Origin of the sequence: Bacillus sp. LJBV19 (genome assembly GCF_017797845.1) — a bacterium.
GTDB classification, from domain to species: Bacteria; Bacillota; Bacilli; order Bacillales; family Bacillaceae; genus Bacillus; species Bacillus velezensis.
Window position 1 is genome coordinate 784,961 of record NZ_CP072563.1, and the last position, 20,352, is coordinate 805,312.

Sequence of the window (20,352 nt, forward strand, 5' to 3'; positions counted from 1 at the left end):
ATTCAAAACATTACAGGCGGTGAAGAAAAATGAAAACAGACAGCACACCATGGTGGAAAAAGGCAGCGGTATATCAAATTTATCCGAAGAGCTTTAATGATACGACGGGAAACGGGATCGGTGATCTGAACGGTATTATCGAGAAGCTTGATTATTTGCAGAAGCTTTTGATTGATGTCATTTGGCTTACGCCGATTTACGATTCGCCGCAGAATGACAACGGTTATGACATTCGCGATTATTGCACCATTTATGAAGAATACGGAACGATGGAGGATTTTGAACGGCTTCTCGATGAAGCGCACAAAAGAGGAATCAAGGTCGTCATGGATCTTGTCGTAAACCATACATCAGTCGAGCATCGGTGGTTCAAAGAAGCGGTCTCGTCACCCGACAGTCCGTATCGGGATTTTTACATTTGGAAAGACGGAAAGGAAGACGGCCGGGCGCCGAACAACTGGGAATCAAAATTCGGCGGTTCCGCTTGGGAGCTCGACCCGGCGTCAGGCCAGCACTATCTGCATTTATTTGATGTGTCGCAGGCCGATTTGAACTGGGAAAATGAAGAGATGAGAAAACAGGTTTACGACATGATGCATTTTTGGTTCCGAAAAGGGATCGACGGCTTCCGGCTGGATGTGATCAACCTCATTTCTAAAGACCAATCGTTTCCTGATGCCGAGGATGGGCGTGACGGGCGCCCTTATTATACGGACGGGCCGCGCGTGCACGAATTTCTCCATGAGATGAACCGGGAAGTGTTTTCGAAATATGACAGCATGACGGTCGGTGAAATGTCCTCGACAACGGCAGATCACTGCATCCGGTACACAAACCCTGAGAATAAAGAACTCGATATGACCTTTAACTTTCATCATTTAAAAGTCGATTATCCGAATGGTGAAAAATGGGCGCTCGCTCCGTTTGATTTTCTGAAGCTGAAACGGATTTTAGCGTTTTGGCAGACGGAGATGCAAAAAGGCGGAGGCTGGAATGCATTATTCTGGTGCAACCATGACCAGCCGCGGGCCGTATCCAGATACGGAGACGACGGCGTATACCGGACGAAATCAGCCAAAATGCTGGCGTCGGCCATTCATATGATGCAGGGCACGCCTTACATTTATCAAGGTGAGGAGATCGGCATGGGCAATCCGAAATTCGATGACATCGGCTCATACCGCGATGTCGAATCATTGAACATTTACACAAAGATGAAGGAAGAAGGCGTGCCCGAAAATGACATTATCGCCATTTTAAAAGAGAAATCAAGAGACAATGCAAGAACCCCCATTCAGTGGAACAGCGGGCCGCACGGCGGTTTCACGACGGGAACGCCTTGGATTCCGGCGGCGGATGATTATTGGGACATTAACGCGGAAGCGGCTTTGCGGGACCCGGATTCAATTTTCTACCATTATCAGAAGCTCATCAAGCTCAGAAAGGAATATGACATCGTGACTGAAGGAACGTTTGAGCTGCTTGCTGAAGACGATCCGGCGGTTCTGGCGTACGTCAGACACGGCAAGGATGAAAAACTGCTGTGCATCAACAATTTCTACGGGAAAGAAGCGGACTTTACGGTTCCGCTTAAAGACACGGACGGCTGGCGGTTTACGGTGCTGCTGACGAATGATGAACCGAGGGAAGGGCGGCCGGAACGATTGACGCTCCGTCCGTATGAATCGATCGTTTATCATCTGACAAAAGCGTGATACACTAATCTGGGTGGTCAAATGAAAGTGAATAAATACATCACAATCTATAAAGATATGGTGCGGCAGATCGAAAGCGGCCAGCGGAAGGCTGAAGACGTTCTTCCGTCTGAAAATGATTTGTGCGATCAATACGGCACATCACGAGAAACCGTCCGCAAAGCGCTCAATATGCTGGCGCAAAACGGCTACATCCAGAAAATCAAAGGCAAAGGCTCCGTCATATTAGACAGAGAAAAAATGCGTTTTCCCGTCTCAGGCCTGATCAGCTTCAAAGAGCTTTCGAAAACGCTCGGAAAAGAGACGAGAACGGCGGTTCACCGTCTCGGGCTGATCCTGCCTCCCTCAGAAGCCGCAAAAGAGCTTGGTACAGAAGCGGATGAAAAGGTGTGGGAAGTCGTCAGATCAAGACGGATTGACGGAGAACATATTATTTTGGACAAGGATTACTTTGTAAAAAAACACGTGCCTCTATTGACGAAGGCGATTTGTGAAGATTCGATCTATGAGTATCTCGAAGGAGAGCTCGGCTTGTCCATCAGCTACGCGCAAAAGGAAATTGTCGTGGAGCCGGCGGGGGAAGAGGATCGGAAGTATTTAGATCTCGGCGGATTCAGCCATATGGCGGTCGTGAAAAACCGCGTCTTTTTGGAGGATACCAGCCTCTTTCAGTACACGGAAAGCCGGCACAGGCTCGATAAATTCCGTTTCGTCGACTTTGCGAGAAGAGAAAAATAAAAACGGACTGCCGCGGCAGCCCGTTTTTTTGTCAGTATCAAAATGAATACTATCCAACAAAAATGTGCGTACTGGTACTTTCAAAAATAATGGCTACAATAGTACATAACGATTGAAAAGGAGAGATCATGAATGTCAGATAAAAAACAGCAGATCATCGAAGCGTATCAATTCAGACACGCCACAAAGGAATTTGATCCTGAGAAAAAAATTTCAGAAAGCGATTTTGAATTTATTTTAGAAACGGGAAGATTATCCCCAAGCTCACTCGGTTTGGAGCCTTGGAAATTTGTCGTCGTTCAAAATCCGGAGCTTCGTGAAAAACTCCGCGAGTTCACATGGGGCGCGCAAAAGCAGCTGCCGACCGCAAGTCATTTCGTACTTCTGCTTGCCCGGACGGCAAAGGATATCCGTTTTGACGCCGACTATGTCAAAAATCACTTGCGGGAAGTCAAAAAAATGCCGGAAGATATGTATGAAGGCTATATCAGCAAAACGGAAGACTTCCAGAAAAATGATTTCAATCTGCTTGAATCAGATCGCGCGCTGTTTGACTGGGCATCCAAACAGACTTACATCGCCCTCGGCAATATGATGACAGCCGCTGCGCAGATCGGAATCGACTCCTGCCCTGTAGAAGGCTTCAACTACAAAGAAATTCACCGGATTCTTGAAGAAGAAGGGCTTCTGGAAAACGGAAGTTTCGACATCTCTGTCATGGCCGCATTCGGCTACCGTGTCAGAGAACCGCGCCCGAAAACAAGATCTGCCTCAAAAGACGTAGTAAAGTGGGTATAAGATAAAAAAAGCTGCCGGGCGTGTCCCGGCAGCTTTTAACGTTTATTTGGTTTTGCTAAAAAACAGGCGGTGATCCAGGATGTAACGGGAATGATGATGCCGATCCCGATTCCGGCACAAAGAATGGTGACGGCTTCCGCACTGAATACTTTTGAGTTCACAATTTTTTCAGCTGAGTATGATAAGTCTTTAAACCAGATAATTAAAGCCAAATAGCTGCCGAAAAAAGCAAAGAATAACGTATTCGTATTCGTTCCTAAAATATCTCTCCCGATGCTTAATCCGAATGTGTACAGATCTTTTCTGCTCATGGACGGATTATGACTGTAAATTTCCCGCATGGGTGAAGTAATGGAAATCGCGACATCGGTAATCGCCCCTATCGTGCCCATGATGATCATGGCTGCGGTAACCTTCACAAAATCCACCCCGACAAACAGTGTGAATATGCCGATATCACCCAATTCTTCTTCACCGAATCCCTGAATCGAAGTATGTTTTGTTACAGACATAATAAAAAACAGCAGCAATGCAATCGTCAGCATTGCAGAAATAAAGGCGGTTACGGTTTTGACGTTTCCTCCATTAATATAAAAAAGAGTAATGCTGCAAATCACGGCGGAAGAGAGCAATGTTAAAACAATCGGATTGATATGCGGGTCTGTCATGAAAATAATGGTGAGAAAGAGAACACCGAAATTTAAGAATAACGCAATAAAAGACCTCGCTCCTTTTTTTCCGCCGATGATGACCATTAATAGAAATAAAATCGCCGCGAGAATTACGATGACATTCATGAGCTTGCCTTCTTTCGTTTAATAAAAAAGATAGAAGCATACAGACTGGCGGGTATGGCTAATACGATTCCGATCCCTCCGGCCAATGCTCTGGCTATTTCCAAGGAAATGTTCATAGAAAGAGTGAATCCTATCGGGGAATCATTTTTCAAATACAACAGCATCATCGGAATAGAGCCGCTTATATAAGCAAAAAACAGAATGTTGGTCATCGCCCCCATGATGTCTTTTCCGATCTCCATCCCGGAACGTCTGAGAGCTTGTAATGAGATATCCTTGTTTTCTTCATATAATCCGAAGACAGATGACGTCATGGTAATGGCTACATCCATGACCGCTCCCAGTGATCCGATAAATACCCCGGCCATAAACACCGTGTGATAAGGGCGGGTTAAATACTGCATTTCCTCATATCTGAGACCTTTCTCTCCGGTTGCCAGCATTACCAGATACGTAATCAGCAGGGAAACGAAAGTGCCTGCGAGTGTCGCGGCAATGGCGGCGTATGTTTTCGCGTGAAAACCGCTGACAAGCAGCAATGAGATGACAGTAAAGATGAGAATACAGATACCGCAGATGAAAATTAACCCTATATTAGGATGCTTCCTGTACAAATCTAATGCAAACGACAGTAAAACGGCGTTGAACATCAGGCTGACGATCGAAAAGAAGCCTTGTTTTTTGCCGACGATAAGCAAGGTGAAGATGAAAACCCAAGCGATCAGCAAAAGCTGTTTATCCCGTTTTTTATCTATAATGCTTCCCGATATATCTTTGTTTGATGGTTTCCCTTTATCAATAGAAACGAATACTTCATCGCCAATCGAATATTTCTGATCGTTCGCTCCGGATGATGAATACTGATTGGACAAATGAATGAGCTGTCCTTTCTGACTGCCGTTTTCAAGTCTGGCAGTGATCGTCTGATTGAAAATCTTATCTTTGTTTTTATGCATGTCTTGTACGTCAGACTGATGTTCCAATGTTGTTTTCGTCACTTTGGCAATCGGGCGCTCATAAAAAGAAGCGTTGTGAGTGACGAAAATGAGCGAGCTGATAAAACAGAGCGCTGTTATCACGTAAAACAGCTTTTTCTTGTAAGACATGCGGTTTCGTTTGTTTCCTGTTATCTTCAAAAAAAGTCCTCCAAACAGGCGGCGCCGTGTGAAAGAGAGGCCCTGCCGTGAAGTGTTAAACGATGCGGATGCAGTCTTTCGCGAATAACGTTCATATTTTATCACTCGGCCGTACGGCTGTCGACTCAGAGGGGGACCGAGAGAAAAAGCTCCCCTGAAATCAGATCAGGAGAGCTCTTGGGATGAACCGCCCGATGGAAGCGGTCTTTTTATGCTTCGTTCACTTTTTTTGCTTTTCTTCTTTGATACAGATACAGTGCCGTTCCGAGCGCGCTGATGAGTAACCCGGCAAGAAGGATGGAATACGTCGTCGTGGCCGTATCAGGAAGCAGGCCGCCCGTCGATACCCCGTCCTGCGCAGGGCCGGATGACGGTTTTTGTCCGCTTGGCTGCTTTCCGGAGCCGTGATCTCCGCTTGTCGGCGGCGCGCTCTTCGTGTTTGCGTTTAATATGGTGTATTCACTGAAATGATTTGTATAGCCCGTGACGAGATCGTGTGAAACCGAACCGTTGTCTGTTTTTGTATAGACGTTCTTTTTCCGGTCTACATGGTAAATGCCCGGCTGTTTCGCCTTTTTCGTATTCTCAATGCGCAGGGTGAGCTTTACCGGCGCTTTGAATGTTTTGATGTCTTTGTTTTTCTGCTTCATTGTAAAGTCGTAAACATTTGAAAGCGCCCCGCTTACTTTTCCTTTCGGCGTCACGCCGAATCGTGTATCAGCTGAAGCAGCGTTTGCCATCGGCATTTTCATGCTGAACTTGTCATGCAGGATCGTAAGGGAAGAATCCGATGTTCTGTCCTTTAACAGGCCGATTTGTTTTTTTGTCACGCTGAGATCAATCGGCTTTTTGGCGCCGTCATTCTTATCGTAATACACGATCGGCGTATTGGCGTTTTTGGCATAGACGGCAAATGCGCTGTCATCTTCAAGCGTCCACGAGCCGTTTTTTTGTTTCGTCGGCAGGTACACTTCCTGCGCGCGGCCGTCAACTTTCGGTTCCACCGCTTTTCCCGCTTTTTCAAGCTGCTCGGTGAAGACCTCATAGTCGACAAAGCCAAGGTCTTCTTTATGGGACGCTTCGTTAAAGACGGAATATCCGTCTCCGCCTTCACCGACAAAGTTACTGGTGGCGACTCTGTATGTCTTCTTATCAGAAATCGGCTTTACGCTGCCGTCATCCTGTACGGCCGCAGCTTGAAGAACGCGGTGTCCCGGCTTTTTATTCAGTGTAAACGTGTATGTTAAACCGGCAACTTGAGGGAAGGCGCCGCCTTGAGCCTCAATTCCGCTTAACCCTTGTTCCAAGGCTTGTTTGATCTGTTTTCCGGTTAAATCCGCGACGTAAAGCGTGTTGCCGAACGGCATCACATTCAGCACATCGCCGAGTGTGATGTCTCCTTTATCAATGCCTGCGCGGATGCCGCCCCCGTTTGTGATCGCGATTTGGGCGCCGGCCGCTTCCTTCGCTTTTTGCAGCATGCCGTCTGCGATGAAGTTTCCGAGATTGGTTTCTTTGGAGCGGACATGCTCGCGCTGGCCGTCAAGTGCGACCTTCGTTGAACCGACTTTTTCATTTTTAACTGAGACGAGCTCTTTTTTAAACGGATCAAGCTCTTTTTTCAGATCCGGGTCTTCTTTCGTCTGCTCGTTCACCGGCAGCGCCTGAAGAGAGGATTGTTCCGGCAGAACGACGCCGTTTTTGTCAAATGCGACATCGACACGGCCTAAATATTCGCCGTATTCTTTTGCCTGGGCGACGATGGTCGGCTCTTCGTTTTTGACAACTTCCATTTTATCTACAAGCGTATGCGTATGTCCGCCGACGATCAAGTCGATGCCTTTTACCTTTTTTGCGAGATCGAGATCACGCTGATGCCCGATATGGGTCAGGGCGATAATTTTATTGACATGTTCCTTGTTCTGTATTTCTTTTACTGTATCTTGTGCGGATTGGAAGGCATCATGAAAGACAATGCTTTTTCCCGGGCTTGATGTGACGGACGTATCTTCTGTCGTTAAGCCGAATACGGCGACTTTTTCTCCGTTTACATCAAGCAGAATGTATGGATAGATGCCTGCTTTTTTCTTTTTCCCTGCCGTAAATGTGCCTGCTTTTTTCATGAATGGTCTGAGTTTTGACTCTTTGGACACATCGACATTTGAGCTGACGAGCGGAAAGTCAGGCGCTTGAAAATTGTATTTTCCGGACGGATCAGCCGCGCTCCCGTTACCGCTCAGGAAGCTGGCGAGAGCACCCGGACCTTTATCAAACTCATGATTTCCGAAGGTCATTGCGTCGTAGCCCATGCTGTTCATCAATTTTAAATCAGCCAGCCCCTGCCACTTTGTGAAATAGAGATCGCCTGAGAAAACGTCTCCCGCATCCAGTAAAATGCTGCGGTCGGTTTCGCTTCTGATTTCTTTGATTTTCGTCATCCGCCTCGCCGCGTTATCAAGGTGGGCGTGCGTGTCGTTTGTATGCATAACGGTGAGTTTCCATGCATCATCTTTCGGCGGCTCTGTGCCCGGTTCATCATCTTTGAATTGGAGCTTGTACTGTCCGTAGCCCGAGTTTTGTGATTCACCGATATAGGCGACGTCATCTGCGCGGTCGGCAAACGGCTTTGCGGCCAAGGAAGATTCAAATGTCAGGTTTGTCCCTTTGACCGGAAGGATGGACCAGTTATGATCAGCCTGCGGATTAATCGTTTTCTGCTGGATGATGTAATCCATTAAGACCTGCCTGTTCTCATCGGCAGAAGAGTATACGATTTTATCATTGCTTAAGTGAGGGAATCCTCCGCCGCCTGAAGCGCGGTAATTATTTGTGACGATCAGAAATTCCTGCTTGGCGCTGACGGGCTTTCCTTGATAAGAAAGGTTGACGATCCGGCTTGCATCGGGATGAATGACTGTTCCGTTTTCGTTGTATTTCGCCGGTTTTGTGACATCGACCTGATAGGTGACACCGTCAATGACATCAAAATTGTATGAGCGGTAGGCGTCATTTAAAAGCGCTTGGCTGCCGCCTTTTGCCTGATCGATCTGATTAAATTGCCCCGCGGACATTTCGAGCCAGTCTTTCACTTCGCTTCCGTTCAGCTTGACGATCTGAACCGTGTTGTCATACAGGTACAAATCGCCGATGTTTTTGATGGCGAGGTTGCCAGCGGAAATGTTTGTATAGTAATTTGAGCCGTTCCGCCCGCCGGCTTTAAACGGAGCGCCCGCCGAGAGGATAGGCAGATCTTTGTATTCCGTATCCTTCATCTTATTTTCGGCGTACCATTTTTGCGCATCCGTTACGATTTGAATGGACGGATCATCTTTGACTTGGGCGAAGAAACTGTTGATATCGGCTTTTGTCTGGCCGACGGGTTCTCTGATGTATTTCAAAGTGCCTTCGTGCGCTTTTTTGACGGTATTGACGACGGTTTCGTTTTCCGACGTCACATTGCCGGCAATCGGCTCGATGCTGCCTTTTGCATCTTCCACATGCCACGCGCTGTCTGTTTTTTCAAGCCGGAGGTCGATGACGCCCGCATATTTGCCCCAGCTGCTTGACATGACAACGGGGATGCCGTTAATCGTGCCTTTATCGACGTCGAATTGATCAGCGCCTTTGTATTCGGCATCAGGGAAAAGCCCGTGCTGATGGCCGGATACGATCGCGTCAATTCCGCCGACTTTCGTTGCCAGGTCAAAAACGGCGTTTTCCGCTCCGGAAGACTGCGCTTTTTTTTCGATGCCGCTGTGGGCGAGGGCGATGACGATATCGGCTCCTTCAGCTTTCATTTTCGGAACGGTTTTCTTTGCGGATTCCACAATGTCCTCGACCTGAACGCGGCCTTCGAGATTTTTCTTATCCCACGTCATGATTTGGGGAGGAACAAAGCCGATGTAGCCGACTTTTATCTGATGCTTGCCGCCGTTTTGATCCGTGACGGTTTTGTCTTTTATGACATAAGGCGTATAACGGTTTTCGCCGCTTAATGTTTTCACATTGGCGTTAACGATCGGATAATCAGCGCCTTTGATTGTCCCGTCCAGAAATTCAAGCCCGTAATTAAATTCATGATTGCCGAGTGTTCCTGCGTCATAATGCAGACTGTTCATCACTTCAATGATCGGATGGGTCTTTGCGCCTGAAATGATATCATTTTTCTCATATTTTACGGCGTATTCTCCGAGGGGATTCCCCTGAATCAGGTCTCCGTTATCGACAAGCAGCGTATTCGGGTTTTCGCGCCTGTGCTTCTCAATAAGCTGAGCCGTTCTGGCCAGCCCGAATTCCGTTGTCGGTTTGTCGCTGTAGTAATCGTAGTCCATCATGTTAGCGTGAACGTCAGTTGTGGCTAAAATGCTGAGATTCACACTGGAGGATTTGTTTTCTTCTGCTTTAATGGGTGATGTTGGGAGGATTAGACTAAGTATCATAACTAGGGGCAGCAGAATACGGAGTGTCATATTGACGCTGCATCGTCTTTTCTGTATTCTCACCTGTTCTCCACCTTTCAACAAATTTTGTCATGCAGTACCATTGTAAGAATATTTTGTGAAAGTTCATATAGATTTCATGATGATTCTTGTAAAAAGATGAAAAATGAGGATAATGACCTATGTAAAACGGATGAGCGGCAAACGCGTTACCTATGTTTGATGTTAGTGTGGCTGGGGTACATGGATTTATGTAGACTTCATCAAGCAGGAGGTAGTAACTATGGGTAAAAAAATTGCAGTTGTATTAACGGATTATTTTGAGGATGTCGAGTATACTGAACCTGCGAAAGCTTTTAAAGATGCGGGTCATGAATTAACCGTAATTGAACAGGAAAAAGGAAAGACAGTCAAAGGCAAACAAGGGGAAGCGGAAGTGAAAGTGGACGCATCCATCGATGATGTGAATCCGAAAGACTTTGACGCATTGCTGATCCCGGGCGGATTCTCTCCTGACATGCTGCGTGCGGATGACCGTTTCGTCCAATTTGCCAAAGCGTTCATGGATGATAAAAAACCGGTGTTCGCCATCTGCCACGGACCTCAGCTTCTCATCAACGCGAAAGCATTGGACGGGCGCAAAGCGACAGGGTTTACTTCAATCCGAATCGACATGGAAAACGCGGGCGCGAATGTTGTGGATGAAGAAGTCGTCGTCTGCCAGAACCAGCTGGTTACAAGCCGCACACCGGATGACATTCCGGCATTCAACCGCGAATCATTAAAACTGCTTGCGTAATATAAAAGCGGAGCGCCGTATCAGGCGTTCCGCTTTTTTTGTGAAGATTCCCGGATGACCAGCTCAGGCGCCAGAATAATGCGTTGTTTTTTGTGCTGGGAACTGGTGATTTTATGATGCAGCAATTGAGCCGCTTCTTTTCCCGACTGCCGCGGAAAGGAAGAAACGGTTGTAAGCGGGGGATAAGAAATTTCAGCTTCCGGCACGTTATCAAAGCCGATAATGTCAATATCTTCGCCCGGAACGAGCCCGGCTTTTCTGATCCCTTGCATGACGCCGAACGCGACCAAATCACTGAAGCAGAAAATTGCGGTCGGGCGCTCAGACCGGCGGAGGAGCTCCGTCACGGCTTCACAGCCTGCTTCGCGGGTCGGCGCGCTGTCAATGACATATTCATTTTTCACTTCCAGATCCGCTTCACGGAGCGCTTTTTTAAACCCTTTCATACGCTTCGTCCATGTTGATGAGTGCTTCACGCCGCCCAGAAAAGCAATCTCCTGATGGCCTTTCTCAATGAAATGACGCACTGCCTTATAGGTGCCTTCCTCATAATCGGCTCCGACAAAATCACAATCTGCATCGGCAATCTCCCTGACGGCGAGCACGACCGGAATGTCAAGCTGCTCAAGGCGGGAAAGGGTTTCCTCAGCTGTACCTGAAACCGGACACAAAATCAATCCGCCGACCCTGTGTTCCAGCATGGTCGAGATCAGCTGTTCCTGCTTGGCGACGGAATCAAATGTCGTGCCTAACAGCACCGTTAATCCGACTTCCTCAAGCGTATTCTGAACGCCGATCAGAAACTCTGAGAAAAACGTATTGGAAATGTCAGTAATAATCAATCCTACCGTTGTGGACGTCTGTGATCGTAAATTCGCGGCGACCCGATCATATACGTACCCCAGCTCCCGCATGGATTGCAGCACTTTCTCACGGGTCGCTTCGGAAATTCGCGGATTGTTGCGGACGATTAATGAAGCGGTGGATGTTGAGACGCCGGCATGCTCAGCGACCTGCTGCAATGTCACCCGGCGTTTTTTTTGCTGTTTCATACGTCGCATTCCTCACTTGGTTTTTATTCGTTACATCCATTATAAGCGTTTTGGCGCATGAGAAGAAAGAGAGAGGGGAGAAAATGACAAAGCGCCGGAAGACGGAGTGTCCTTCGGCGCTTCTATTACAATAGGTTATTCAAACATTTGCTCTTTAATATACTGAACCGGCATTTCACGGCCTGTCCAATATTCAAACGCCATGGCGCCCTGCCAAAGCATCATGCCGAGGCCGTTAATGGTGCTGCAGCCGGCCGCTTGAGCTTGTTCAAGCAATTTCGACGTAACGGGGTTGTAAACGACGTCTGTCACAATCAAATCAGGACGGAGCATGGATGTATCTTCAATGACGCTCAAGCCTTCAAGCGGTTTCATGCCGACACCTGTTCCGTTTGTGAAAATATCGCTTGAAGCGATTTCAGCACGCAGCGCATCTTGATCTTCGAGCGGGAAAACTTTCGCTTTGCAAGAAGATCCCTTCATTTCTTCATTGATGATGCGGACGTTTTCTTCCGCTTTTTCGAAAAACGCGTCATTACGGGCGAAAATAGAGATTTCTCCGAGGCCTTCCAATGCGGATTGAATCGCTATCGGAGTGGCGGCCCCGCCGGAACCGACCAGCGTCATTTTTTTGCCTGTGATATCGATGCCGTGTTCTTTTAAGTTGCGGACGTATCCCATACCGTCAGTCGAGTGTCCGATCAGTCTGCCGTTTTCATTAACGACTGTATTCACCGCGCCGGTGAATTTCGCTGAATCCGCGAGTTCATCGAGGTAAGGGAGAATGTTCATCTTGTTCGGCATCGAGACATTGAATCCTCTGACGTTTAAGGCGCGCATTCCCGTTACCACATCTTCCAGCTGTTCATTGCCGACTTCAAACGCGAGGTAAGCGTAGTTCAATCCTAATTTTTTAAACGCCAGGTTGTGCATCGCCGGAGATAAAGAGTGTCCGATCGGTGTCGCGAATAATCCGATAAGCTGAGTTTTTCCGTTAATCCGTCCTAAATCTTTCTTCATGATGTATTCCTCCGTTAGTCCATTCATTTGTTTTTCATCCCGCTTTGAGGGCAGAAAAACGCTGATTACATATGTTTATTTAAAATGCTGAGTACGCTGCGCAATTCTTCAACGGGAATCTGTCCGGGCGCTGATGCTTCTTTGCCCGCTCCGAACGTGCACGCTGAGCCGAAGACTTCGCCGGCCAGGCGGCTGATCAGGCCTGTTCCCGCCATTGACATCGTGATGATCGGCCGGTCTGCGTATTGTGTTTTCATCGTGTGAGTGGCATCCAATAAGACGAAAACATCTTCAGTGCTTTGCGGCATCACCGCGATTTTCGGAATGTGCGCGCCGTACGCCTGCATGTTCCGCAGCCGGGAAATGATTTCTTCTTTTTTCGGTGTCTGATGAAAATCGTGATTGGACATGACGACATATACGCCGTTGTCTTCAGCGGTTTTCACAATTGATTTGACTTCCGCTTCTCCCGTAAACAACTCAACGTCTGCAAGGTCAATGTGTTTTGTTTCGATGGCGGTTTTAAGCAATTCAATGTAAAAGCGGTCATCAATAACTTTATTTCCGCCTTCTTTATGGGTTCTGAATGTGAAAAGCAGCGGTGTTGCGCCTGCGGCTTTCCGCAGCTTTTCAAGCATGCCTTTTACGGCGTCCAGGCTGTCAACATGCTCGTACACATCCGCCCGCCACTCAATGATATCCGGGCGAAGCCTGTTGACGGCTTCCATTTCTTCGAGCAGTTCTTTCTCTCCGGCCGCCATCAGCGGCACAATGATCTTCGGAAGCCCTTCGCCGATGACCGTGTTTCTGATCGTGATAGATTGCATGATAAATCCTCTCCCTTAAAAAATAGTCAGGCTTTCATCACTTGCTTAAAGCGGATTCCGATAAACAATGCGAGAAGGGCGCTGACGGCCGCAATTCCGATATCAAGCAGAAAAACAGGCGTCAGGCCGGCCGCTTTGGATATCGCTCCCGTTACAAGCGGAATGACAATAAAAGATAAGCTTGATGCTATATTAACAAAAGATGTGATCGTACCTTTATTTTTAGGGAATAAAACAGCCATAACCGTCATCGCCAATTGCAGAATGCCCGCAGTTGAAAGTCCGATGACAAAGGAGCTGATGACTGATACGGCCGGCTGATGAATGAAAATCAGAGCAAGCAGCGCGATTGCCGCGATCACAGGGTACAGCACCATTACCGTAATCGGCTGAATCACTCTGTTTAACAGCACAGCCAGCAATAATACGGATACAAGCGCCCCGATGCTGTAATAGCTCAACAATTTGACGGCCTGCACCTCAGGCATGCCCAAAACGGATTGCCCGAACTTAGGAAGCCATACTTGAACGAGCATAAACAGCGCCGTAGATGAAAAGCCTAACAGAATGATCGCAAGGCCTTCGCGCCATATCGACGGCTGTGATGTGAACGCGCCATCAGACGGAGAGGCTTCCGTCCGGCCGCCGTCTTCTTTTTGCTTATGATTCGGAAACGGAACTTTTAACAGGAAAAAGCCGTTCAGGAAGAAAATAATGCCCGGTACGAAAAACGTCCAGCCGTAAAACAAATGCCTGTCCGCAATAAACGCGATAAAAAACGGAAGCACCGTCGCGCCGATGGATACAAACGCTTTGATTAACACGGTTGCAGAGCTTGCGTTTTTCGGAAATCCTTCAATAAGCGCCGGATATGTCCCGGAATCCAAAAAGGAATTGGCGATACCGGCGAAAATGGCGAAGATAAACGCGGCTGTATAGTTTGTCGAAAGCGGAATTCCGATTAGGAAAATCAGATACAGAAAGGCGCCCGATACGATAAACGGCCGTCTCCCGAATGTATCCGAAAGCTTCCCGGCAAACAGAAGCGAAATCAGCTTCCCGATCCCGATGGCGGAGACCAAATAGCTGACCCCGGCTGCGGATGTATGAAGCTGTTTTGATAATGCCTCCATATTGGATGCGATAATAATATTGATCATGCCCAGCAGGAAATAGTTAATATAAAGACCCGCTGCCATTTTGGTGTATATGTTTTTCATGATGACATCCCCTAATGCGGTTAATAAAGAATTAAATTATTTTTTAAATTGATAAAAGAACAGCACGATTCCCCTTTATTGAACCACTGCCTTTCTTTGAAAACTGTTTGATGAAACGGTTGCAAAACAAACTTGAATAACGCTGATATCACAACGAGTATATCGTTCTACTAAATAAAAAAAGATAAGCGGCCCGCTCATTTAGTATATCGTTCTACCAAGTTCACAGTTACTATACTCCTTCTTTTTATATGTGTCAAACCGATGAACTTTTTTTACTTTTTTAAATCAAAAAAAGACCTGCCGTTTTTCGGCAGGTCTGACATGGGTTTATTTTCTGAGAGAGGCGAGCTCCTCGGCAATGGCCTGCATTTCACTCGGGCTGAATGATATTTTTTTCATGACCATTTGATGAAGGTATGTAAGATCTTCTATTTTTTCATCACTGAAATCTTCCGCTCTGATGACGCCGACATTGAGCATGTTGAGCTTTTGCGAAATGTCTTCAATCATTTTGTTTAACGTTTCTGTTTGTTGGCTCGGCAAATTCATGCATCCTTTCATGACCGTTTTCGTATCCTTTATTCTAACAGAATTCATTTAGAATAAAAGCTTATTTCCACAGCCGCAGAAAAGTTGCTAAGATGATGATAAGGTTTTTGATCCTCAAAATGCGGGGAAAGAATAGGGAGGTTATCGATATGATACATGTTCTGTTTGTCTGTCTGGGAAATATTTGCCGGTCGCCTATGGCAGAGGCGGTATTTTCTGATATGGTGAAGAAAAACGGGCTGAACGGGCAGATTAACATTGATTCAGCGGGAATCGGCGCCTGGCATGCGGGAAATCCGCCGCATGAAGGGACAAAGGAGATCCTGAAGAAGAAAGGGATCAGCGCAAGCGGCATCACGGCGAGGCAGGTGCGTGAGTCTGACCTGACCGATTTTGATTACGTCATTGCGATGGATGCAGAAAATATCGGTCATCTGCGCAGCATGGCCGGTTATAAAAAAGCGGCGCCGCGTATTGCAAGGCTGCTTGATTATGTACCGGAGTCGGACCTTGCGGACGTGCCCGATCCGTATTATACCGGGAATTTCAGCGAGGTGTACGCTTTGGTCGAATCCGGGTGCCGTCATTTGCTGGAGACAATAAAGAAAGACCATCATTTATAAGGGGGATTGACCGATGAAGCAGGCACGCATCATGGCAAAAGCGATTCTGATCGGCGCTGCCGCCGGCGGAGCACTGTCCTTATTACATAAGCCGACAAGAGAGGCATGTTTCCGGAACATGGACGCGTGCAGGCAGCGTGCGGCATTTTACCGAAAACATCCTGAAGCCCTGAAACAGCAGGCTTCTGCAAAACTGGATCAAGTGAAAATCATCGCCAATAACGTATCGGAAGATCTGAGTTTTTTAAACGGGCAGATCACCAAGCTGAAGCAGACGACGCCGCAGGTCATTGACCTGTTAAAAGAAACGAAGGAGCATTTTTCGAAAAACGATCATTGAGGTGGGATGTCATGAGTTTTATAAAGGAGCTGTTTGCAAGGTTTTCTCTGCATGAAGGACAAAGTAAATCGGCGGAGCTGGCGTATTTTTTCCTGCTGTCATTGTTTCCGTTGATGATTTTCATGCTGACGCTCACCGCCTATCTTCCCATATCTGCAGAAGACGTGCTCGGGGCGGTCGATCAATACGCGCCCGACAGCGCCATGTCCATGGTGAAATCCATTACGGAGCAAACGCTGAACAAGCGCAGCGGCGGGCTTTTGTCATTCGGGATTATAGCCGTCATCTGGTCGGCTTCGAATGGTATGAACGCGATTGTCAGAGCATTTAACCATGCCTACGAAGTCGAGGAAAACCGCTCATTTATCATCATTCGCCTGACCTCAATTTTTTTAACCATCGCGATGGTGGTTACGATTTTAATCGCATTGCTTCTGCCGGTGTTCGGCAGAGAAATCGGAATGCTGGCCGCAGATTTTATCGGCGCCTCCGGCCTGTTTTTACAGGTATGGTCGGTTGTCCGCTGGGGTATCAGTCCGCTTATCCTTTTAATCGTGTTTACCGCGCTTTACATTTTCGCGCCGAATAAAAGGCTTTCCCTCCGTTTTGTGCTGCCGGGAGCCGTATTCGCGGCAGCCGGCTGGATTATCGTCAGTATGCTGTTCTCATTTTACGTCGGCACCTTTGCCAACTACAGCGCCACATACGGGAGCATCGGGGGAATTATCGTCCTTATGATCTGGTTTTATCTTACGGGAACACTGCTGATTTTAGGAGGAGAAATCAACGCGCTTTTACATAAACGTAAAAAGCTTCCTGATGAAAATCCGTACCGCGGGAGCAAGCTATAGAGGAACGGAGACGTTCAAGCTGAAAAACGGAGGGGAATCAATTATGACCAAGCATACGAAAAAAGGCGGAAGCCATAATAAACAAAACTCCAAAAACGGCCCGAAGAATAAAACAAGCGGAAGCGCTAACGGGCAGAACGGATACCACTAGAAAGAAGCCGCCTGACTCAGATCAGGCGGCTTTTTTATGAGGCCGGAAAAGAATGGGATTCGGATGCGGGACTGTGCTTTGTTTTCCCGAAGACGAGCGCAAGCCAAATACAGACCAGAATCACCGTAATAAAGAAAAACAAGTTGGCGCTTTCAAACCGCTGCATATACCAGCCGCCCGCCACCGGGCCGATCATGCTGCCGAGGCTGAAGGAAATGCCGCAAAGCAGATTGCCCGCCGGCAGCAGATGGGACGGCAGCAGGTCGCTCATATAGCTGATGCCGAGGGAAAACATACTGCCGACCGCCATTCCCGCCGTGAAAAAGCAGCAGCCGATGACAGAAGGCGACGGAAACAGTCCGGCCGTCAAAAAGCAAAGGGCACCCGTTAATAAGATGACGAGCAGGACACGTTTTCTCCCGAATCGATCGCTTAATAAACCGAGAGGGAACTGGAATACAATACTTCCGATAGCAAAAGCGGGCAATATCAGCGCGACGGCATCAACGGATATGCCTAAACGCAGGGCGTACACGGGAAAGCTTCCGTTCAGCGCCGTTTCTAAAAAACCGTACCCGAAAGCCGGGAGAAAAGCGACCCAGCCGAAAAGAAGAGCGCGGTAAAACCGTTTTGCGCTGTTATCCCCGGATGTTTCATCCGGACCTTGCGCCGGGTACTCGTTACGTAAGACAAACACAAACAGCCAGGCGGCAAGACTGATACAGCCGGATACGATAAACGGAAGGGAAGGACTTGTTTTCACAAGAGGGACCATGAACGGGCCGACAGCGAATCCAAGCCCGAAGGACAGTCCGTACAGCGAAATGTTTCTTCCTCTGTTTCGGGGCGTTGACTTCGACGTCACCCACGTTTGGGTTGAAAAATGCAGCATATGATCCCCGATTCCGATAAGCAGCCGCAGAAAAAACCATAACCATATGGATTGAAGCCAAATAAAACTGAATAAGCTGATGATAACAAGAAATCCGCCCATGACCATCAGAGGTTTGAATCCGAGCTTGCGCAGCGGGGCCTCCATAAACGGTGACGCCAGAAGCACGCCGATATAAAGGCCGGTTGCGTGAAGTCCGTTTATGGCTGCTGATTCTCCGTTCGTTTCAAAAATGACGGAGATCACCGGCAGAAGCATGCCTTGGGAAAATCCGGAGATGGAAACAAGCAGAACCAAAATAAAGAAGTACAGTCGTGACATCGCGTATTTCTCCTTCTTCAGTATCTTTCTTGATCGTACACGGATTTGCTGCGTCCGGCAACCTGAAAATGCCAATTCGGGCTGCCGCGGAAGTGTAATTGAGGGAGTTTTTGAGAAGGATATAAAAAGACTCATTCGAAAAAAGGAGCCAGGCAGATATGAATCGGATTTTTTTCTTTACGGCTGCGGCGGGAGTGCCGCTTTCAGTCATCGGCGGCCTGATGCACTGGCCGTCAGCGGTTTTGTTTATTATTTATTGCTTGACGATTATTGCGCTTGCAAGTTATATGGGGAGAGCGACCGAATCTCTTGCTATTATCGCGGGACCGCGGATCGGCGGTCTGCTGAATGCCACGTTCGGCAATGCGGTAGAGCTGATTATATCGCTTTTTGCCTTAAAAGAAGGGCTGACGGGCATCGTGCTTGCTTCACTGACCGGTTCGGTGCTCGGCAATCTTCTGCTCGTCGCGGGACTGTCGTTTTTTATCGGCGGTTTGAAATACAAGCGGCAGGAATTCAATATTCATGATGCCCGGCATAATTCTGGCCTGCTGATTTTTGCCATTATCGTAGCTTTTGTCATTCCCGAAGTGTTTTCCATGGATATGGGGGAAAAAAACAAGCTTGATTTGAGTGTCGGCATCAGCATCATCATGATCCTTTTGTACGTGGCAGCTCTTTATTTCAAGCTCGTCACCCACCGCGGTGTTTATCAGCCGAATCAGCCGGAGGCAAAGGAAGAAGAGGAGCAGCCTGAGTGGTCGGGGAAAAGAGCGACAGCCGTCTTATTTATTTCAACCATTATCGTCGCCTACATATCTGAAAACCTTGTCCATACGTTTCATGCGGTGGCTGAACAGTTCGGCTGGAGCGAGCTGTTTATCGGAGTGATTATCGTCGCAATCGTCGGAAATGCCGCAGAGCATGCGTCGGCGATTATTATGGCATACAAAGACAAAATGGATGTCGCCGTTGAAATCGCGGTAGGCTCGACTTTGCAGATCGCCATGTTTGTGGCCCCGGTTCTTGTGATCTGTTCCATCTTTTTTCCGGTCAATATGCCGCTTGTATTCACATTGCCCGAGCTTGTCGCGATGATATCATCCGTCCTTTTGATGACGATGATTTCAAATGACGGTGATTCGAACTGGTTTGAGGGGGCTACTCTCCTTGCCGCTTATGTCATCATGGCGATCGGTTTTTTCCTGCTTTAACCTGTAAAAAATGCGGATAACAACGATTGCGGAGGAAAAGACTAAAGGAAAATGCTATAGAAAGAGTGATATGATGAGAAAGCTGTTTCATGCCACACTGATTCTGCTGTTATCCTTTAGTTTTTTCGCAACGCCGTCTGCCGGTGCAAAAAAACCGTTTAAAGTTCCCAACTCTGTCGTAAGCATTTCAAAGGAAAATACGTATCCGAATGCCTCACAGGACCAGCCGATGCTTCAGCCGAGCAAACTGGCAAAGGAATTGTTAGATACATCAGAGATCAATATCGAAAATCCGCATCTGATAAAGATGCTGAATGAATCCTCGGTTTCGGGTTCACCGCTTGCCATCGGATACCGGGCGACAATATTTCTCGGGAAATGGGCGCTCGGCTATCAATCGAACGAAACGGTCGCCAACTGGGAATATAAAAAAATCAACACAAACAGAGCGGATAACCGGGGCGGACAGCAAACCGCGGTTATCTCATACGCCCAAGAACAGCAATACAAAATCAAAGGCGGGCTTACAGCGAAGGTGCCGAACGCAGAAGACGTAAAAAGCATGATGATGCAAAAAGCGATGAAGAAAACAAAACTGCCGCTCGCGTTTGAAACGGTTATCGGCGCAGGCACAAAACGGGATCAAACCTACAAAATTTCTCCGCAGCGGCTCGGCTACCTGCACGCCTACGCACCGGCCGTTAATGAAAAAGGAAAAGTAACATACGGTGAAGTGTATTTGGTGCTGAAAGGCAGCAAGCGGAAACTTGTCGTCAAAAATGTGACTTCGCAAGGAATCGGGGCTTGGATTCCGGTGCAGGATCACGTCACATTCGGTTTTCAAATGACAGCGCAGCCGAGATAAAT

The 20,352-nt window shown here is 47.6% G+C and carries 18 protein-coding genes; 9 read left to right on the forward strand and 9 right to left on the reverse strand.

The window, feature by feature from the left end; translation table 11 throughout:
- The first annotated feature begins 29 nt into the window (after nt 1-29).
- The 3 genes from treC to J6600_RS03940 all read left to right on the forward strand — a co-directional run bounded on the left by treC (nt 30) and on the right by J6600_RS03940 (nt 3,251).
- Complete coding sequence (gene treC / locus J6600_RS03930; protein ID WP_209387996.1) at nt 30-1,715, forward strand: alpha,alpha-phosphotrehalase; 1,686 nt, start codon at nt 30-32, stop codon at nt 1,713-1,715.
- 21 nt (nt 1,716-1,736) lie between these two features.
- A complete protein-coding gene (treR, locus tag J6600_RS03935; RefSeq protein WP_209387997.1) occupies nt 1,737-2,453 on the forward strand; it encodes a trehalose operon repressor in 717 nt (238 codons plus the stop codon).
- A 132-nt stretch (nt 2,454-2,585) separates the two neighbouring features.
- Nucleotides 2,586-3,251 (forward strand): NAD(P)H-dependent oxidoreductase, encoded by a 666-nt coding sequence (locus J6600_RS03940; RefSeq protein WP_003155588.1) that lies wholly within the window; start codon nt 2,586-2,588, stop codon nt 3,249-3,251.
- A gap of 35 nt (nt 3,252-3,286) precedes the next feature.
- Here the strand turns inward: J6600_RS03940 and J6600_RS03945 are convergent, their stop codons facing one another.
- From J6600_RS03945 to J6600_RS03955, 3 genes are all read right to left on the reverse strand, one after another.
- Nucleotides 3,287-4,048: a YibE/F family protein gene (locus tag J6600_RS03945; RefSeq protein WP_021493875.1), complete on the reverse strand. Its 762-nt coding sequence runs from the start codon at nt 4,046-4,048 to the stop codon at nt 3,287-3,289.
- A complete protein-coding gene (locus tag J6600_RS03950; protein WP_209387998.1) occupies nt 4,045-5,184 on the reverse strand; it encodes a YibE/F family protein in 1,140 nt (379 codons plus the stop codon). Before J6600_RS03950 ends, J6600_RS03945 begins: the two co-directional genes overlap by 4 nt.
- Before the next feature lie 209 nt (nt 5,185-5,393).
- Nucleotides 5,394-9,686 carry a multifunctional 2',3'-cyclic-nucleotide 2'-phosphodiesterase/3'-nucleotidase/5'-nucleotidase gene (locus J6600_RS03955; protein ID WP_209387999.1) on the reverse strand — a complete coding sequence of 1,431 codons (4,293 nt, stop codon included), beginning with the start codon at nt 9,684-9,686 and terminating at the stop codon, nt 5,394-5,396.
- 220 nt (nt 9,687-9,906) lie between these two features.
- Here J6600_RS03955 and J6600_RS03960 point away from each other — a divergent pair, with 220 nt between their 5' ends.
- Nucleotides 9,907-10,422, forward strand: a complete 516-nt coding sequence (locus J6600_RS03960; protein WP_003155578.1) for a type 1 glutamine amidotransferase domain-containing protein — start codon at nt 9,907-9,909, stop codon at nt 10,420-10,422.
- 20 nt (nt 10,423-10,442) lie between these two features.
- On the opposite strand, the gene J6600_RS03965 is transcribed toward J6600_RS03960, so the two are convergent.
- The 5 genes from J6600_RS03965 to J6600_RS03985 all read right to left on the reverse strand — a co-directional run bounded on the left by J6600_RS03965 (nt 10,443) and on the right by J6600_RS03985 (nt 15,087).
- Entirely contained in the window at nt 10,443-11,474 is a 1,032-nt protein-coding gene (locus tag J6600_RS03965) for a LacI family DNA-binding transcriptional regulator (protein WP_017419112.1), read from the reverse strand.
- A 135-nt stretch (nt 11,475-11,609) separates the two neighbouring features.
- Nucleotides 11,610-12,494, reverse strand: a complete 885-nt coding sequence (locus tag J6600_RS03970; protein WP_014720860.1) for a shikimate dehydrogenase — start codon at nt 12,492-12,494, stop codon at nt 11,610-11,612.
- A 65-nt stretch (nt 12,495-12,559) separates the two neighbouring features.
- Nucleotides 12,560-13,321 (reverse strand): type I 3-dehydroquinate dehydratase, encoded by a 762-nt coding sequence (gene aroD / locus J6600_RS03975; RefSeq protein WP_100261650.1) that lies wholly within the window; start codon nt 13,319-13,321, stop codon nt 12,560-12,562.
- Nucleotides 13,322-13,347: 26 nt separating this feature from the next.
- Entirely contained in the window at nt 13,348-14,541 is a 1,194-nt protein-coding gene (locus J6600_RS03980; protein ID WP_209388000.1) for an MFS transporter, read from the reverse strand.
- A gap of 330 nt (nt 14,542-14,871) precedes the next feature.
- A complete protein-coding gene (locus tag J6600_RS03985; RefSeq protein WP_209388001.1) occupies nt 14,872-15,087 on the reverse strand; it encodes a DUF1128 domain-containing protein in 216 nt (71 codons plus the stop codon).
- Between the two features lie 155 nt (nt 15,088-15,242).
- Here J6600_RS03985 and J6600_RS03990 point away from each other — a divergent pair, with 155 nt between their 5' ends.
- From J6600_RS03990 to J6600_RS04000, 3 genes are read left to right on the forward strand one after another with little or no spacing between them, the layout of a single operon-like run.
- Nucleotides 15,243-15,716: a low molecular weight protein-tyrosine-phosphatase gene (locus J6600_RS03990; protein WP_012117078.1), complete on the forward strand. Its 474-nt coding sequence runs from the start codon at nt 15,243-15,245 to the stop codon at nt 15,714-15,716.
- Nucleotides 15,717-15,729: 13 nt separating this feature from the next.
- A complete protein-coding gene (locus J6600_RS03995) occupies nt 15,730-16,056 on the forward strand; it encodes a hypothetical protein (RefSeq protein WP_100261651.1) in 327 nt (108 codons plus the stop codon).
- Between the two features lie 11 nt (nt 16,057-16,067).
- The gene (locus J6600_RS04000) at nt 16,068-16,907 is read left to right on the forward strand and encodes a YihY family inner membrane protein (RefSeq protein WP_007408509.1); all 840 of its coding nucleotides are present in this window, start codon (nt 16,068-16,070) and stop codon (nt 16,905-16,907) included.
- 185 nt (nt 16,908-17,092) lie between these two features.
- Here the strand turns inward: J6600_RS04000 and J6600_RS04005 are convergent, their stop codons facing one another.
- Entirely contained in the window at nt 17,093-18,271 is a 1,179-nt protein-coding gene (locus J6600_RS04005; RefSeq protein WP_209388002.1) for an MFS transporter, read from the reverse strand.
- A 158-nt stretch (nt 18,272-18,429) separates the two neighbouring features.
- Here J6600_RS04005 and cax point away from each other — a divergent pair, with 158 nt between their 5' ends.
- Nucleotides 18,430-19,485: a calcium/proton exchanger gene (gene cax / locus J6600_RS04010; RefSeq protein ID WP_007408511.1), complete on the forward strand. Its 1,056-nt coding sequence runs from the start codon at nt 18,430-18,432 to the stop codon at nt 19,483-19,485.
- Between the two features lie 70 nt (nt 19,486-19,555).
- Nucleotides 19,556-20,350, forward strand: a complete 795-nt coding sequence (locus tag J6600_RS04015) for a YfkD famly protein (protein ID WP_094031586.1) — start codon at nt 19,556-19,558, stop codon at nt 20,348-20,350.
- Nucleotides 20,351-20,352 lie beyond the last annotated feature (2 nt).